16 protein-coding genes are annotated in these 16,247 nt (G+C 46.0%); 7 read left to right on the top strand and 9 right to left on the bottom strand.

The annotated features are described in order from the left end of the window. The first annotated feature begins 116 nt into the window (after window positions 1–116). The 6 genes from ACRC32_RS18890 (at window position 117) to ACRC32_RS18865 (ending at window position 5,943) form a co-directional block, all read left to right on the top strand. Window positions 117–479 (top strand): thioredoxin family protein, encoded by a 363-nt coding sequence (locus ACRC32_RS18890; RefSeq protein ID WP_438555415.1) that lies wholly within the window; start codon window positions 117–119, stop codon window positions 477–479. A gap of 16 nt (window positions 480–495) precedes the next feature. Further along, the gene (locus ACRC32_RS18885; RefSeq protein WP_438555414.1) at window positions 496–828 is read left to right on the top strand and encodes a hypothetical protein; all 333 of its coding nucleotides are present in this window, start codon (window positions 496–498) and stop codon (window positions 826–828) included. Between the two features lie 97 nt (window positions 829–925). After that, window positions 926–2,989, top strand: a complete 2,064-nt coding sequence (locus ACRC32_RS18880; protein WP_438555413.1) for an NAD(P)H-quinone oxidoreductase subunit 5 — start codon at window positions 926–928, stop codon at window positions 2,987–2,989. 171 nt (window positions 2,990–3,160) lie between these two features. Continuing rightward, window positions 3,161–4,741 (top strand): NAD(P)H-quinone oxidoreductase subunit 4, encoded by a 1,581-nt coding sequence (locus ACRC32_RS18875; RefSeq protein ID WP_438555412.1) that lies wholly within the window; start codon window positions 3,161–3,163, stop codon window positions 4,739–4,741. Window positions 4,742–4,928: 187 nt separating this feature from the next. Beyond that, window positions 4,929–5,408 carry a GNAT family N-acetyltransferase gene (locus ACRC32_RS18870; protein ID WP_438555411.1) on the top strand — a complete coding sequence of 160 codons (480 nt, stop codon included), beginning with the start codon at window positions 4,929–4,931 and terminating at the stop codon, window positions 5,406–5,408. Window positions 5,409–5,670: 262 nt separating this feature from the next. Next, the gene (locus tag ACRC32_RS18865) at window positions 5,671–5,943 is read left to right on the top strand and encodes a hypothetical protein (protein ID WP_438555410.1); all 273 of its coding nucleotides are present in this window, start codon (window positions 5,671–5,673) and stop codon (window positions 5,941–5,943) included. Window positions 5,944–5,952: 9 nt separating this feature from the next. On the opposite strand, the gene ACRC32_RS18860 is transcribed toward ACRC32_RS18865, so the two are convergent. Both ACRC32_RS18860 and ACRC32_RS18855 read right to left on the bottom strand, forming a co-directional pair. Next, window positions 5,953–6,855 (bottom strand): class II fructose-bisphosphate aldolase, encoded by a 903-nt coding sequence (locus ACRC32_RS18860; RefSeq protein WP_438555416.1) that lies wholly within the window; start codon window positions 6,853–6,855, stop codon window positions 5,953–5,955. A gap of 150 nt (window positions 6,856–7,005) precedes the next feature. Then, window positions 7,006–7,740 (bottom strand): HAD family hydrolase, encoded by a 735-nt coding sequence (locus ACRC32_RS18855; protein ID WP_438555409.1) that lies wholly within the window; start codon window positions 7,738–7,740, stop codon window positions 7,006–7,008. A gap of 50 nt (window positions 7,741–7,790) precedes the next feature. Here ACRC32_RS18855 and ACRC32_RS18850 point away from each other — a divergent pair, with 50 nt between their 5' ends. Further along, window positions 7,791–8,330 (top strand): GNAT family N-acetyltransferase, encoded by a 540-nt coding sequence (locus ACRC32_RS18850; RefSeq protein ID WP_438555408.1) that lies wholly within the window; start codon window positions 7,791–7,793, stop codon window positions 8,328–8,330. Window positions 8,331–8,549: 219 nt separating this feature from the next. Here ACRC32_RS18850 and ACRC32_RS18845 read toward each other — a convergent pair whose 3' ends face one another. From ACRC32_RS18845 to pcrA, 7 genes are all read right to left on the bottom strand, one after another. Beyond that, window positions 8,550–9,620, bottom strand: a complete 1,071-nt coding sequence (locus ACRC32_RS18845) for a 30S ribosomal protein S1 (RefSeq protein ID WP_438555407.1) — start codon at window positions 9,618–9,620, stop codon at window positions 8,550–8,552. A 345-nt stretch (window positions 9,621–9,965) separates the two neighbouring features. Then, window positions 9,966–10,499, bottom strand: coding sequence for a transcriptional regulator NrdR (gene nrdR, locus ACRC32_RS18840; protein WP_438555406.1), 534 nt, complete (start codon window positions 10,497–10,499; stop codon window positions 9,966–9,968). A gap of 220 nt (window positions 10,500–10,719) precedes the next feature. Then, entirely contained in the window at window positions 10,720–10,818 is a 99-nt protein-coding gene (locus tag ACRC32_RS18835; RefSeq protein WP_009632497.1) for a photosystem II reaction center protein T, read from the bottom strand. A gap of 128 nt (window positions 10,819–10,946) precedes the next feature. Next, entirely contained in the window at window positions 10,947–12,500 is a 1,554-nt protein-coding gene (psbB, locus tag ACRC32_RS18830; protein WP_317109425.1) for a photosystem II chlorophyll-binding protein CP47, read from the bottom strand. 293 nt (window positions 12,501–12,793) lie between these two features. Continuing rightward, window positions 12,794–13,126 carry a hypothetical protein gene (locus ACRC32_RS18825; protein WP_438555405.1) on the bottom strand — a complete coding sequence of 111 codons (333 nt, stop codon included), beginning with the start codon at window positions 13,124–13,126 and terminating at the stop codon, window positions 12,794–12,796. A gap of 169 nt (window positions 13,127–13,295) precedes the next feature. Continuing rightward, window positions 13,296–13,853: a Uma2 family endonuclease gene (locus ACRC32_RS18820; protein WP_438555404.1), complete on the bottom strand. Its 558-nt coding sequence runs from the start codon at window positions 13,851–13,853 to the stop codon at window positions 13,296–13,298. Window positions 13,854–13,926: 73 nt separating this feature from the next. Then, window positions 13,927–16,247, bottom strand: a 2,321-nt coding sequence (pcrA, locus tag ACRC32_RS18815) for a DNA helicase PcrA (protein WP_438555403.1), incomplete at its 5' end; no start/stop codon positions are given.

The raw sequence follows: 16,247 nt of genomic DNA, 5'->3' as shown, positions 1-16,247 counted from the left end.
TCCCGACTCCTGACTTCCTGACAAAATCGATCTTTCCCACTTTTGAATTGATCCCGAATCGATGTAGCATAATTCCAAGTTGATAGCAAACTCAGATAATTCCGCCTAGAGGAAACATGGTATTGTCAGTTAACGAGCGGACGTTTACAAAAGAAGTTTTAGAATCTTCAGTTCCAGTTTTAGTCAATTTTTGGGCTCCCTGGTGTGGGTTGTGTCATTTAATCCAACCTGTACTATCAGAGTTTCACAAACATGGTAGCCAGCACGTCAAGATAGTGGGCGTAAATGCCGATGAAAATTTTAGATTATCCAACACTTATCGACTTACAACCTTGCCTACACTGATTTTGATTGAGAAAGGTATTGTCAGACAGCGATTAGATCGCCTACACAGTCGAGATGAACTTCGGCAAGTACTAAAGTCAATTCAGTACGACTACGCTAACTCCGTTCGACTTGAAATAGGGGCTAGGAGTTAGGAGCGAGGAGCGAGGAGTGAGGAGCGAGGGAAAAAAGACAAGGGGGACAAGGGAGAGCGCTCTCGAAAATTCTTCGAGTGTCCTCCCACACTTTCCACACTTCCCACACCCCACACCCTACACCCTACACCCCTTCTTTTGTCCTCCCACACCTCCCACACTTCCCACACCCTACACCCCTTCTTTCCCTCGCTCCTCACCCCTTACTAAAGCTAAAGTCATAGTAAATTTTCCCCATCTAGGTTCTCTCAGGTGGGGTATTTTCCGATCGGAGCCATGTGTCACAATTGTTAACAGTTTGGAGCAAACGATTAGTTGTCAGAAGTTATTTATCATCGATTGTTTGTAATCAATTCCATACAAATGACCAATGACCAATGACAAATGACCAAAAAGCTAATAGCTTCATTAAGTTAGTAGTAAAGTTCTCAAAGTAGGCGCAAGTGATGGAAGCTATCTATCAATATGCCTGGCTGATTCCGGTATTACCTCTGGTCGGGGCGATGCTGGTCGGTCTGGGGTTAATATCGGCAAATCAGGCGACTAACCGCCTGCGGCAACTCAATGCTGTATTTGTCATCTCTTTAATGGGAGCAGCAACGGCACTGTCTTTCGCGATTCTTTGGAGTCAAATCCAAGGACACGCGCCCTATACCAGAACCCTGGAATGGGCAGCAGCCGGAAATTTCCATTTAAGTATGGGATATACGATCGACCATCTGACAGCCATGATGTTGGTGGTAGTAACTACGGTAGCTTTTTTAGTCATGGTGTATACCGATGGCTACATGGCTCACGACCCAGGTTACGTGCGCTTTTACTCCTACCTGAGCTTGTTCGGTTCTTCCATGCTCGGTCTGGTTGTCAGCTCCAATATCATCCAAATTTACATTTTCTGGGAACTAGTGGGGATGTGTTCGTACCTGCTAGTTGGGTTCTGGTACGATCGCAAGGCAGCAGCAGATGCTTGTCAAAAAGCATTTGTGGTCAACCGTGTCGGTGACTTTGGTTTGCTGTTGGGCATTTTAGGGCTTTACTGGGCAACTAACAGCTTTGAGTTTGGCGAAATTGGCGAACGGCTGCAAACTCTGGTGGAATCGGGTTCTATCAGCAGTTTCTTGGCAGTTGTGTTTGCCGTTTTGGTGTTCTTAGGACCAGTTGCTAAGTCAGCTCAGTTTCCCTTGCATGTCTGGCTACCAGACGCAATGGAAGGTCCCACACCCATTTCAGCTTTGATCCACGCGGCGACGATGGTGGCGGCTGGGGTGTTTTTGATCGCTCGGATGTATCCCTTGTTTGAAGGCATCCCAGCAGCAATGAATGTCATTGCTTATACTGGGGCGTTCACGGCATTTTTAGGGGCGACGATCGCAATTACTCAAAACGACATTAAGAAAGGCTTGGCTTATTCCACCATCTCCCAATTGGGTTATATGGTGATGGCAATGGGTTTAGGCGCGTATGGCGCGGGATTGTTCCACTTAATGACCCACGCTTACTTCAAAGCAATGCTCTTCCTTGGCTCCGGTTCGGTCATCCACGGCATGGAAGCTGTTGTCGGTCACGACCCCGTTTTGGCGCAGGATATGCGACTCATGGGAGGATTGCGGCGCTATATGCCTGTGACAGCAATTACCTTTTTAATTGGCTGTTTGGCAATTTCGGGAATTCCGCCTTTTGCTGGTTTTTGGTCGAAAGACGAGATTCTAGGGGCAGCTTTTGCCACGAATCCTTTACTTTGGGGTGTAGGCTACCTGACAGCAGGAATTACGGCTTTCTACATGTTTCGGATGTATTTCTCGACATTTGAAGGGAAATTCCGAGGCAATGAGATGGAAATTCGCCACGAACTCAAATCGGCAGCCCTCGTACCTAATTTTGGTCCAGGGGCAATGGATACGCGAGAGTTGGCAGCAACCGCCAGCAGCCACGACAGTCACGACCACGGACACAGCGAACATCCCCATGAGTCCCCATGGACGATGGCTCTACCTTTAGTAGTCCTATCTATACCGTCGATGCTGATTGGTCTGGTGGGTACGCCGTTTGCTAATTACTTTGAGGAATTTATCTATCCTCCCAGCGAAACTGCAGCTATGGCGATGGAGAAAGCTGCCGAGTTCGAGCCAACAGAATTCTACACTTTGGCAGGGGCTTCGGTAGGGATTTCTTTGATAGGAATTACTTTGGCTTCGTTGATGTATTTGTGGCGCAAGATCGATCCTGCCGCGATCGCTGCCAAAATTCAACCGCTTTACGAGCTATCGCTTAACAAGTGGTACTTTGACGACATCTACTACAAAGTGTTCGTCCTGGGTAGCCGTCGCCTAGCCCGTCAAGTGATGGAAGTCGATTATCGTGTCGTTGATGGTGCGGTGAACCTCACGGGCTTCTTCACGCTGATTAGCGGTGAAGGCTTAAAATACCTAGAAAACGGTCGCGCCCAATTCTATGCCTTGATTGTGTTTGCCGCAGTTCTCGGTATGGTAATCGTGTTTGGCGTAACTTAATTCAGGGGCGAGGAGCGAGGAGTGAGGGGCTAGAGAAAGAGGACAAGGAGGACAAGGAGGACAAGAAGGACAAGAAGGACAAAATTCTTCCCCCTCTCCCTTGTCTCCCCCCTCTCCCTTGTCTCCCCACTCCCACTCTCCCACTCCCTACTCCTTATTCCCTAGTGAGAGATGAATACAGCTAATTTTCCCTGGCTGACAATTGTAATTCTGTTTCCAATCGTTGCCTCGCTATTCATCCCGCTACTGCCACCTTCTAAAGAAGGCTCGACGGGACGCTGGTATGCTCTGGTAGTGGGACTAATTGATTTTGCAATTATCGTTTACGCATTCTACACTCAGTACGATCTGGCTAATCCAGAGTTGCAATTGGTGGAAAGGTACGCCTGGGTTCCCCAATTAGACTTGAATTGGTCAGTGGGGGTCGATGGTTTGTCGATGCCCTTAGTGATTTTGACAGGGTTTATCACGACGCTGGCAACTCTGGCGGCTTGGCCCGTAACTTTAAAGCCACGTCTGTTCTACTTTCTGTTGCTGGCAATGTATGGCGGACAAATTGCTGTATTCGCCGTGCAGGATATGTTGTTGTTCTTCCTGGTGTGGGAACTAGAACTGATTCCTGTCTACTTGCTGCTAGCAATCTGGGGTGGTAAGAAACGGCAGTATGCTGCAACCAAATTCATTTTGTACACTGCTGGCGGGTCGCTATTTATTTTGGTAGCTGGTTTGACGATGGCATTTTACGGCGATACAGTCACGTTTGATATGCGATCGCTGGCTGCTAAAGATATTCCCCTTAACTTTCAGCTTTGGCTGTATGCGGCTTTTCTGATTGCCTACGGCGTAAAATTACCAATCTTCCCGTTACACACTTGGCTACCAGATGCCCACGGTGAAGCGACAGCCCCAGTACATATGTTGCTGGCTGGTATCCTGCTGAAAATGGGTGGCTATGCCCTGATTCGGATGAATGCGGGGATGCTTCCCGATGCTCATGCTTTCTTTGCCCCTGCGATGGTAATTCTGGGGGTAGTAAATATCATCTACGCTGCTTTAACATCTTTTGCCCAGCGGAACTTGAAGCGCAAAATCGCTTATTCTTCAATTTCTCACATGGGATTTGTGGTCATTGGGATCGCTTCCTTCACCGATTTAGGATTGAATGGCGCAATTTTACAAATGATTTCTCACGGGATGATTGGCGCGAGTCTATTCTTTCTCGTCGGAGCAACATACGATCGCACCCATACCCTAATGCTGGATGAAATGGGTGGTGTCGGGCAACAGATGCGGAAGATTTTCGCCATGTGGACGACTTGTTCGATGGCATCTTTGGCGCTGCCAGGTATGAGCGGTTTTGTTGCAGAATTGATGGTGTTTGTGGGCTTTGCGACTAGCGATGCTTATAACCCCACTTTCAAAGTGATTATCGTCTTTCTGATGGCAGTCGGTGTTATCTTGACTCCGATTTATCTCCTTTCCATGCTGCGAGAGATTTTCTATGGGCAAGAAAACAAAGAATTAACTTCCCACGAAGCCTTGATCGATGCCGAACCGCGAGAAATATTTATTATCGCTTGTCTGCTAGTACCGATTATTGGTATCGGTCTTTACCCGAAAATGCTGACTCAAATGTACGATGCGACAACTATAAAACTGACAGCTCATTTAAGGGAATCAGTGCCAACATTGGCAGAACAAAAGCTAACGCCAGCTGTATCTTTGAAAGCGCCTCAATTGGCGATCGATTAGTTGGCTTGTACGAAATTTTTTTCAGCCCTTGCCGCGTTGTAGGCAGGGGTATTTTATTTGCTATTAATTTGCTATTAATTACTTTTCTATTTCTGTCGATTGTTACTTCTCAGGTAAACGTTCGATCGGGAATGTGAGGCGGCTTCATTGCATATAATCTTCAGTATCTTATGGAATTAATCCTAAAATGCAAATTGAACCATACGATCCACGCCATCTTGATGCCGTTGTTCGTCTTTCGCTTCGGGCATGGACTCCAGTGTTTGATTCGATTCAGAACGTGATGAACGCTGATGTTTACCAGGTATTCTATCCCGATGATTGGCGCGTGAGCCAGCAAAAAGCTGTCGAGGATGTCTGCGTTACGGAAGACACAAACGTATGGGTGGCAATCGATTCAGGTTCTACCGTGGGCTTTGTAGCTGCGAAACTAGACTCCGAGTCCAGCATGGGTGAAATCTACATGGTTGCTGTCGATCCAGACTTTCAAGGTCGCGGTATTGGCACTGTTCTGATAGAATTTGCTATCGATTGGATGAAAGATGCTGGAATGTCTGTTGCTATGGTCGAAACTGGAGGCGATCCTGGTCATGCCCCAGCACGTCACACCTATGAAAAGCTTGGTTTCGGGCTATTACCGATCGCTAGGTATTTCAAGAAATTGTAAATGCTGAGGGTATTGAGAAAATAACAAGAAACATAGTTATTTGCAAGAAATGCAAGGTTTCAAAGTTAAAACATATCTAATTTGTGAAATGTCTACTAACAGTTTTTATGATAGTAGTAAGGTGGGCAATGCCCACCTTACATTTGAATCTCGCTAATTGAGCGTGAATTTTTAAAAGTTAAAATTTCGATCTACTCTCTTATTAAAAGAGAAATTTCCTGTACTGTAAAAGAAGAAATCTACAACTACAGGAGTGCAACTGATGTTTCAGATCGGCTCTCTTTTCTGCTCGTTCGTTGGTTCTATTGGCGGTTCGTTGGTTGGGTCAGTTGCGGGGGCAATTGTAGGAGGCATTGGTGGTTCGATTGGTACGGCACTCCTTGGCTCTTTAGTTGGTTCTCTGGCGGGATCGGTAGTCGGATCGCTGCTGGGGGCTGTTGTTGGTTCGGTTGTGGATTCAGCTATGGATAGACTCTGGGACGAACTCACCGAACAACAGAGAGATATGTATCCGATGAAGTCTGCTGCGGTTTAATTTAAATATTTAATGGGAAAAACGTTCTAATCCCGCTAGCGTATGGGCATAGGGGGTTTCGTGCAGGTGTGCCTTACCGACAGAGCCAAATAGGTGCAGTTTTTCGGCAATTACATCCTGCATTGCCGCGATTGCAACGCCTGCCATATCGAGTAAGTCGCTGCCATTACTCGCACAAACTTCCGATTTGAGCGATCGCATATAAGCTTGTCGCACTTCAGTATTGACGTTAAATTTACACACGCCTAATTGGATGGAACGGCCGATCATCCATGCTGGTAGTCCCGACGCGCCATGCAAGACGAGGGGAATATCAATTAAGCGGCGAATGCGAGCAAGGCGATCGAAATCCAAACGGGGTGGATTTTTATATTCTCCGTGAACGTTACCAATTGTTACCGCTAAGGCATCTACCCGTGTTGTAAGCACAAATTCAACTGCTTGCGCTGGGTCGGTCATTTTGGCTTCTTTTTCCGCAATAGTTAAGCCATCTTCAGTACCGCTGATGCGACCAATTTCAGCTTCAACAATTGCGCCGCGTGTATGAGCAAGCTGCGTCATTTCCCGTGTAAATGCCATATTTTCTGCATATGGTAAATGAGAGCCATCCGCCATAATCGAGTTCATACCTGCGGTGAGGGCTTGGCGAATATCGTTAGCGTTGGTACTGTGGTCGAGATGAACGGAAATAGGAACTGTAGCAGCGCGTGCGGCTTCCAGGCACATTGCTACTAAAGCCGATCGACCAAACTTTAAGGCACTGGGATGGATCTGCAACATAGCAGCACTACGATTTGCCTCGGCTGCACTCACTACTGCTTTTACTCCCTCCAAGTTATAGATGTTAAAGGCTCCGATCGCGTAAATATTCTGCCGTGCTGTTTGGAGGAGTTCTTGGGTAGAAGCAAGCATATTTAAAATTGAAGGGGCGGGTTTTTTTGAATATACCTGTAGATGAACAAATAATACTGTGGATAAACCCGTCCGTACAGTCGTAGGGGCGGGTTCACCCAAAATCTTGGTCGAAGTCACAGTTAATGGGTAAACTCGCCCGTACAACCGTCAAAAAATCAATTGAATTTCATCAAGTTGGGAAATCGCCACGTCTGCTGCTTCTAAATGGGCGGCTTCTGGTCTGCCCCAACAGATGCCGATACAACCCGCTGCCCCTGCGTTGCGCGCCATTTCAATATCAGCGGCAGAATCTCCTACCATGAGGGTGTTGCTGGGTGCGACATCCAAGACTTGACAAGCTTGCAAAAATAGTGCGGGATCTGGTTTACTTACACCAGCATCTACACCCATTTGTAGCTGTACGTAAGCTTCTAGTTGATGGCGCTGGACGAAGGCACGGACTCGTTCTGTAGAAGCGGCGGAAAGAATTCCCAGTTTAATTCCCGCATCGCTGAGATATTTTAATACTTCCAAACTGCCTACAAATAGGGGGGAAGGGGCAGTACCAATATACCGATCGGCTTCCTCAAAGGTACGACGGGCGATCGCCAAGGACTCGAACCAACTGCGCCCAGTCTCGGCAATATAGGCAGCTGCGGCAATTTCTGTTTCTCGCCGACTGCCCACGGCTAAAAGTCCTGTCGGATCGAGGCGATCGCCATTAATCCCAAATGCCATCAGCAGGGGTTCGCCAATCCCAGGAATTTGGGCATCGATCAGGCGCGATCGCTTTTGTCCTAAATTGCGTAAATACTCTTCAGAATTTTCTAGCGTGCCATCTTTATCGAAGACAATTGCTTGGATATTACTGAAGCGCTTGTCTTTACATTGAATTGTTACCATATTCGTGTTAACTGACGCTTCTATCTAAGCGCTGCCATACTGCTAGTGAGATGAGCATCATTTTACGACAAGCACGCCTAGATGAGCGTGCTGAAATCGAACGATTAATTGCTGCATCTGCACGGCGTTTGAGTCGAGCAGATTATACTGACGAGCAGATTGAGGCGGCGATCGCTGCGGTTTTTGGTGTCGATACAGATCTGATTGTAGATGGTACGTACTTTGTTGCCGAGGCTGGAATATTAGTGGGATGCGGTGGTTGGAGTAAACGCAAAACACTATTTGGCGGCGATCGCTATAGCGATCGCGAGTCAGGCTATCTCGATCCCAACTGCGACGCGGCAAAAATTCGGGCTTTTTTCGTGCATCCCGACTGGGCAAGACAAGGCATCGGCAGAGCAATTTTACAACGATGCGAACTGGAAGCTCAAGCCAGTGGTTTTCGATCGCTGGAATTGATGGCAACCTTACCAGGGGTAAAGCTATATCGAGCATACGGGTACACGGGTAGCGATCGCGTTGCCTATACAATTGGCAACGGAGTCAGCATTGAGTTTGTTCCCATGAGCAAAACAATCGTGCAACTGTAGGGGCGGGTTTACCAACCATTTCCAACTAAAACAAATACTTCAGGCAAACCCGCCCTCCGAGATCTGGTAATTTGGTAGGGGTGTACAACTGTGCGCCCCTACTGCCTGTGATTCCAGCGATTCGCCACGAAAAAAGATCGCCACAAAAAAAGAGGGTTTAACCCTCTTTCATATAGAAACGTCAAATATAACGCCTCTACATTGAATTGCTAAATATTCTTACTCAACTGCTGCTGGCAAATCCTCATCAGATGCTGGCAATTCCTCAGCATCGGTAGCAACAGGTTCTTCGGTATCGACAGCAACAGGCTCTTCGGTAGCCACTGGAATCTCTTCTTCCACTGCTACTGGTTCTTCTACCTCAGCAGGAGCATTTAAATCAATTCCTTGTTGCTTAGCTGCCATCTGTTCGCGATATCTTGCAGCCATTTCTTCTGCTTTATCGTAAACCAAGTCGCGGTTCTTGATCATGTCGCCTGGTTCTGGCTCTAGCTGTTTTGTAGACAGAGAAATCCGACCCCGTTCGGCATCCAAGTCAATGATCATGACTTTGACTTCATCGTTGACGTTGAAGACGCTGTGAGGTGTATCGATGTGGTCGTGGGAGATTTCCGAGATGTGCAGCAGACCGCTGACACCGCCAATATCGATAAATGCACCGTAAGGCTTGATCCCGCGTACCGTACCGATGACGACTTCGCCAACTTCCAAGCGGTTCATCTTGCGCTCGACTAAAGCGCGACGGTGTGAAAGTACCAGACGGTTGCGGTCTTCATCAACTTCTAGAAACTTTAATGGTAGCTCCTCGCTGACCAACTCTTCTTTAGGCTTACGAGTGCTGATGTGGGAACCAGGAATAAATCCGCGCAGACCTTCGATTCGCACGAGTGCGCCGCCGCGGTTTGTAGCGAATACGAGCGATCGCACCGTTGCATCTTCGTTTTGTAACTGTCTGACGCGCTCCCAAGCTCGCATATACTCGATGCGGCGAATCGAAAGCGTTAGCTGTCCGTCTTCATTTTCATCGGTAAGAATGAAAAACTCCCGCGTTTCGTTGGGCTGCAAAACTTCTTCTGGAGCATCCACCCGATTTATCGACATTTCCTGAATGGGAATGTAGGCAGCGGTCTTAGCACCAATGTCAATCAGAGCGCCCCGTGGCTCCATGCTAAATACCGTACCAGCTACGATGTCGCCAGGGCTGAAGTGGTAATCGTATTTGTCGAGTAAAGCCGCGAAATCTTCGTGAGTAAAGCCTATTTCTGTAGTAAGTGTTTTCTGATTGACCATGCTGGTTGTTTCCTGGGAATAGTCTCCGAAAGGTTTTTCCTCCTCTCGATGTATATGCAAGGCGAGCGTAGGCAGATTACACCTACATCTCTGATTCCATCCTAACGTAGGAGAAGTTAATCTAAACGCAATTGTAAGTACAGACTCACAATTATAACTGAGCTTTGTGAATAAATTTACTGAAATTCTTTAGATGTAGTTCGAGTCGATAGAGTTTGAGTTATGGATACGATGGAATTCAAGCTAGTAATGTCATTGCACCCCCGAGCAGAAAAGTGCTTGTTGTAAGTGTTTATTGCAAGTCAACAGTATACAATCCTGCTCTGGCGATCGCGATAAAATCTCTCAATCGGCGATCGCCACAGTATGAGCTGGGGATTCATGGCACTGGCAATATTCATCTTCAATCGGGATATTATTTGGAGCTTCCTGACGCGACAGATCGTCCAAAGTTTCGACAAAATCTTTCATAGTTTGAAATTGGCGATAAACAGAAGCAAAACGCACGTAGGCAACTTCGCTCTCGCATCGCAAGTGTTTGAGGACTAATTCGCCAATTTCCAGACTGCTAACTTCCCGTGAGACACGTTGTTGCAGTTCTGCTTCAATTTCATCAACGATCGCTTCCATCCGCAAAGCCGAAATTCCCGTTTTCTCGCAAGCACGGACAATTCCCCGTAAAACTTTAGAGCGATCGAATAACTGGCGATCGCCATTTTGTTTCAGAACGGTAATTGGAACAAATTCAATCCGCTCGTAAGTTGTAAAGCGGCGATGACAGCGCAAACATTCCCGTCGCCTGCGGATACTTTGTCCCGCTTCAGCAGAACGCGATTCTAAAACGCGATTGTCTGGATGCTGGCAGAAAGGGCATTGCATGGCGAGGAGTTGGGAGTTAGGGGTTAGGGGTTAGGGAAAGATAAGGGGGACAAGGAGGATAAGGGAGCAATTCACGCATTTAACATTTCCCTACTCCTTACTCCCTGCTCCCTTTATTCACTGACAACTAATAAAGGAATATCCGCTGCTATCAAGGACGATAACAGCGGTGGAAAATGGATATGATTTGGCTATTTTTAGCGAATTAAGCCGAAAAAATTTACTTTTTCTCAATGCGAGGTGGTTCGCGAAAAGCTATGGCAAAGAATAGAGTACCAATAGCCAGCGCGAGAATCAAAATGTAAGCAACGCTTTCCATGTCAGTATTCCCTAAGACTTCCTTCTTACTGATAGTTTATCAATCAAAAGAAAAGAACGGTTACATTAACTGCTAGAAAAATTGTTTCCCGACAATATATTTAACCGTTCTTAACAACTGACCTCAGTTTAGGCTTCCTTACGGCGAGTGGTCTTGTCACCCACTTTCTGGAACAGCCCCCATTCGACTTGTTCTTCCAGATCTGCCTCGACTCCTGCGAATACATCGCGGAAGATCGTGCGAGAACCGTGCCACAAATGACCGAAGAAGAATAGCAAGGCAAAGGTAGCGTGAGCAAAGGTGAACCAACCTCTAGGGCTAGTACGGAATACGCCATCAGGCTTAGCAAGTGCTAGATCGCCAAATCTGGTGCTTTGATCGCCGTCAAAATTGATGATTTCGCCACCTTGAGCTTTACGAGCATACTTCTTCACGTCGGCTGGGTCGGTGAAGGTTTGACCGCCCAACTCACCGCCATAGAAGCTGACAGTTACGCCAGTTTGCTCGAAGCTATACTTGGATTCTGCCCGCCGGAAAGGAATATCAGCGCGGACAACACCGTCTTTATCTGTTAAAACAACAGGGAAAGTTTCAAAAAAGTTAGGCAGACGACGAACTTCTAATTCTCGTCCTTCTTTATCCTTGAATACGGGGTGTCCTGCCCAAGATAGAGCAATACCGTTGGTCTTATTCATCGGACCGACGCGGAACAAACCACCTTTAGCGGGGCTGTTACCTACGTAGTCGTAGAACGCCAGTTTTTCTGGAATTTCCGACCAGGCTTCAGACAAGCTCTTACCCTCAGCCACGCTAGCTTGCACGCGGCGGGTCATTTCTTGTTTGAAGTAGCCATCATCCCACTGATAGCGGGTAGGACCAAACAGTTCAATTGGAGTTGTGGCGTTACCGTACCACATCGTCCCTGCTACAACGAAAGCAGCGAAGAAGACGGCAGCAATACTGCTAGAAAGCACGGTTTCGATATTCCCCATCCGTAGAGCTTTGTAGAGCCGTTCGGGAGGTCGGACTGTTAAGTGGAATAAACCAGCAATAATACCAACAACACCCGCAGCAATGTGGTGAGCCACCACGCCGCCAGGATTAAACGGGTTAAAACCTGCTGGTCCCCATTCCGGCGCGACTGCTTCTACGTGTCCGGTGATGCCGTAGGGGTCAGAAACCCACATCCCTGGACCAAATAGTCCGGTGAGGTGAAAAGCACCAAAGCCAAAGCAAAGTAGACCAGACAAGAATAAATGGATACCAAACATTTTTGGCAGGTCTAGAGCAGATTCGCCCGTGCGGGGGTCCTGGAAGAGTTCCAAGTCCCAATAAACCCAGTGCCAGCAAGCAGCTAGGAATAATAAACCGGAAAGAACGATGTGAGCGGCAGCAACGCCCTCAAACGACCAGAAACCAGGGTCGTAGCTGGGAGCGCCCATGACGTTCCAGCCACCCCAAGAGCCAACTACACCCAAGCGTGACATGAAGGGCAGTACGTACATACCTTGCCGCCACATGGGGTTTAATACTGGATCGCTGGGGTCGTAAATAGCTAGTTCGTATAGAGCCATCGAACCAGCCCAGCCTGCAACTAGTGCTGTATGCATTAAATGTACAGCAATCAACCGCCCTGGGTCGTTCAGGACGACTGTGTGTACTCTGTACCAAGGTAGTCCCATCGACTACGCTCCTCCTCGATGAGTTATTTCTACAGGATAATTTTTCGGCTTTTTGTTATTGCCATCAACCGAGCCTTACTAGATCTGGATCTGGACGATCCAGCTGACTTGTAAAATTCAGCAATGGTATTCAATACAAAAATGAGAATTATTAAAGAAGTGTAACTATTGGCGGGACTGAATGCAAGATAGTTGACGGTTGACAGTTAATAGTTAACAGTTGAGAGTTGATAGTTGTTGGCTGTAGGTTTTTCCTCCCCCTGCTCGTGCGCTCCCTACTCCCTGCTCCCTATTCATTGAACTACAGATTGAATGCTTTTGAGTTGGCACATAGCTTCGGCTATTCCCAAGCGATCGATGACTTGTTCGGCGGTGATTAATCGCTTGAGTACAACTTGTCCGATCGCTTGTTTTGTACCATTACTTGAAGCAGTAGCGGGTCTGACTTCTACAGTCATAATCGTGTCTTCTACCCGATACAGCCATAATTTTTCGTTTGCTTCTACTAGACAAACGTTAAGCCGCTGAATGTCTGGTCGTCGCCGCCATGCTGTTTCATTCCATAGACCATCAGATGCCCAGATTCTACCTACTGTCCATCCTTCAGTGAGAAAGAAATATTTCACGGGTTTTTGCAGCTATTCGACTGGATACTCCTCGACTAGCTTAGAGGATTTGATTTCTAGAAACAAACTGGATTTGATACAGTTTTAGTTTTGGAGAAAAACAATTTCACTGCGATCGCGCTGACTTCTATCAAGCTGACTTCTATCAAGCTGACTTCTATAAGAACGTCTAACCAAACAATCTTGCCACAGCACAGCTAAAATCAGGAAGTAAAGGCGAGGTAAGTTCGTCACTGGTAAATAAAGTTGCTACCATAACCAGCGTTGCATTTTCACGGCGATAAACTTGCATTTGCTGCAAGCGCGGATCTGCTATCCAGTATTCTCGTACTCCTTGAGCAGCATATAGTTTTAGCTTGGCTTCTTTGTCGCGGCGTTCGTTGGTTTCCCCTGGCGATAGTACCTCAACAACTAATTCTGGTGCGCCAGTCAAGTGTTCTGCTTCATCTAACAAAGCAGCCAATCGTTCTTTACTACTCCAAACTACGTCTGGTATGACATTATCAGCATCGGTAAAGATAACACCAGGAGCAATCGCTACTTCTCCTAACCCAGTTTGGCGCGACCAAAGATTTAATTCCGTACCAATGTTATTACAAACTCTTTGATGTCTCCAGCCTGGTGCGCGTGTCACAAATAATTCTCCATCAACAATTTCATAGCGATTGCCGTTATCTGGCAACAACTCTAAATCGCTAGTTGTCCATCTTACCTGCGCTTGGTTCATAAAAAACTCCTTGTATTAGTCATCGCTCGTCAATAAATACCAACTACCAATTACCCCTTACCCATTCCCAATCTCATTCTACTTTTTGCAATGGATCGATTTTAGGATTGACAATTTTTGGCGTGCCGAGACTAGCAAACCGAACTGCTAAAGAAATCTTGTTACCAGAACCGAAAATGTGAGTCACTTCACCAATACCAAAGTTTTTGTGGAAAATGCGATCGCCTACACGCCAATCCTTCTCTAAATCTGCCTCTGATGAATTTTTGCTAGCACTATTATTCTGAGGATGGCTCCACTTTTGAGTTGGTTGGTGAGTCGATCTAGTCGATGTATTAGAAACTTTCGCTTGGCTAGAAAGATGAAAACTGAGTAATTCTTTGGGTAATTCTGCTAGAAATTGAGAGGCGATCGCAGGTTCGCGGGAACCGTAAAGGCGGCGTTCGCGGGCGTGGGTGAGGTAAAGTATTTCTTGAGCGCGAGTAATTCCTACATAGCACAAGCGGCGTTCTTCTTCCAAGGATTTAGGATCGTCAAGCGAACGATAGTTAGGAAGTAGTCCTTGTTCCAACCCTACAAGAAAAACAACGGGAAATTCTAATCCTTTGGAAGCATGAAGAGTAAGCAGAGAGACAGCGGCTTGTCCTTCTTTCAAATTATCTAAATCGGAAGTTAGGGCAGTACTAGCAAGGAAGTTAGAGAGGTTAACCTCTTCGTTTTCTTCTTCAAATTGGAGAACGGCGTTGTAAAGTTCTTGTACGTTTTGTAGCTTGTCTAAACTTTCATCCGTGCCTTGATTTTGTAGGTCTTTGACATAGCCAGATTCATCTAAAACTCCCTGCACGATCGCACTAGGAAGGAGAGTATCTACCTGTTCTTGCCATTTGCGAATTAATTGGGCAAAATTGTTGACACCCTTAGCCGATCGCCCTGCTAAAGTGTTAACTGATGTTTCGTCATTGAGAATTTCCCAAAAGGGTAAATTAAGTTGTTGGGCAGCATTAACTAAATTATCAATTGTGGTTTTACCTATACCGCGACGGGGAGTATTAATTACTCGTAATAAACTTACGGTATCGTAAGGATTGACAATTGCTCTTAAATATGCCAAAACATCTTTAATTTCTTTGCGATCGTAGAACTTCAATCCACCGACAATTGTGTAAGGAATACCCTGACGTACTAGATTCTCTTCTATGGGACGAGATTGAGCGTTAGTACGATAAAGAACAGCAAAACTACCCCAATTAAATTCTGAATGTTGCTGTTCTAAACTACGTAAATGGTTGATGACAAATTGGGCTTCGGCGATTTCATCATCAGCTTTATAGCAATAGATTTTTTCTCCTTCCCCTCGCGTTGGCTTCAGAATTTTATCGATTCGCTGGGTATTATTTTCAATCAGTTGGTTAGCGGCTTGTAAAATAGTTTCCCTAGAGCGATAGTTTTCTTCTAACTTAACCATCGTACGAGTATCTTCGTCAGCTAAGCCATCACCAAAGTCGGCTTGAAAGTCTAGCAGGATGGTGAAATCTGCCATGCGAAAACTATAAATTGATTGATCGGCATCGCCAACTACAAAAATTGAGCGATCGCGCCAATCCCATTCACTTTTTCTCGTTTCGCCGTTTGTTGTTAATAAATTAATCAGATCGTACTGAATTCGGTTGGTATCTTGATACTCATCAACTAAAATATGTCGAAATCTTTGATGCCAGTATCCGAGAACTTGTTCATTTTGCTGAAATAATTTAACTGGCATTAAGATGAGATCGTCAAAATCCAAGGCATTGTTTTCGACTAGCTTATCTTCGTAATACCCGTAAACTTCAGCAATAACTCTACCGCGATAGTTAGGCTGTTCTCGTTCGAAATCGCGGGGAGAAAGTCCCTGGTTTTTAGCATTGCTAATAGTGTAGCGAACGGAACGCGGTTCAAATTTCTTATCGTCTAGTTGGAGTTTTTTGGTAATAATCTCTTTAACTAGAGATTGAGCGTCGGATTCATCAAAAATAGAAAAATTTTTCGTCCAGCGTCTACCTTTCTCATCTTGATATTTTTCAATATCAAACCGTAGAATACGCGAAAACAAACTGTGAAACGTACCGATCCACAAATCTTTGATATAAGTTTTGTAAACTTGCGATCGCAATCTTGTTTGTTCGTGTGGGGCTAATTTATCTAATGGTTTATTGTATTGACTCAGTGCTATTTGTTCGGCAAAGATTTTTTGAATCCTGTCTTTCATCTCCCGCGCTGCTTTATTAGTAAAAGTCACGGCTAAGATATTATGAGGATCGACACGGTGTTTGAGAATCAGATTTGCAATCCGATAAGTTAATGCTCTCGTTTTACCAGAACCCGCACCCGCAACCACTAGCAAGGGACCGCAAA

The organism is Chroococcidiopsis sp., assembly GCF_051657925.1.
Classification (GTDB): Bacteria; Cyanobacteriota; Cyanobacteriia; order Cyanobacteriales; family Chroococcidiopsidaceae; genus Chroococcidiopsis.
This window is presented reverse-complemented; position numbering and strand designations above follow the sequence as displayed.

Bases quoted from the DNA above. Each gene is read 5' to 3' on its own strand.
- ACRC32_RS18835 (WP_009632497.1), bottom strand. From the start codon at position 10,818: ATGGAAAGCGTTGCTTACATTTTGATTCTCGCGCTGGCTATTGGTACT.
- ACRC32_RS18850 (WP_438555408.1), top strand. From the start codon at position 7,791: ATGAGCATCATTTTACGACAAGCACGCCTAGATGAGCGTGCTGAAATC.
- ACRC32_RS18845 (WP_438555407.1), bottom strand. From the start codon at position 9,620: ATGGTCAATCAGAAAACACTTACTACAGAAATAGGCTTTACTCACGAA.
- ACRC32_RS18820 (WP_438555404.1), bottom strand. From the start codon at position 13,853: ATGAACCAAGCGCAGGTAAGATGGACAACTAGCGATTTAGAGTTGTTG.
- ACRC32_RS18865 (WP_438555410.1), top strand. From the start codon at position 5,671: ATGTTTCAGATCGGCTCTCTTTTCTGCTCGTTCGTTGGTTCTATTGGC.
- ACRC32_RS18890 (WP_438555415.1), top strand. From the start codon at position 117: ATGGTATTGTCAGTTAACGAGCGGACGTTTACAAAAGAAGTTTTAGAA.
- ACRC32_RS18880 (WP_438555413.1), top strand. From the start codon at position 926: ATGGAAGCTATCTATCAATATGCCTGGCTGATTCCGGTATTACCTCTG.
- ACRC32_RS18875 (WP_438555412.1), top strand. From the start codon at position 3,161: ATGAATACAGCTAATTTTCCCTGGCTGACAATTGTAATTCTGTTTCCA.
- ACRC32_RS18870 (WP_438555411.1), top strand. From the start codon at position 4,929: ATGCAAATTGAACCATACGATCCACGCCATCTTGATGCCGTTGTTCGT.
- ACRC32_RS18855 (WP_438555409.1), bottom strand. From the start codon at position 7,740: ATGGTAACAATTCAATGTAAAGACAAGCGCTTCAGTAATATCCAAGCA.
- ACRC32_RS18860 (WP_438555416.1), bottom strand. From the start codon at position 6,855: ATGCTTGCTTCTACCCAAGAACTCCTCCAAACAGCACGGCAGAATATT.
- nrdR (WP_438555406.1), bottom strand. From the start codon at position 10,499: ATGCAATGCCCTTTCTGCCAGCATCCAGACAATCGCGTTTTAGAATCG.
- psbB (WP_317109425.1), bottom strand. From the start codon at position 12,500: ATGGGACTACCTTGGTACAGAGTACACACAGTCGTCCTGAACGACCCA.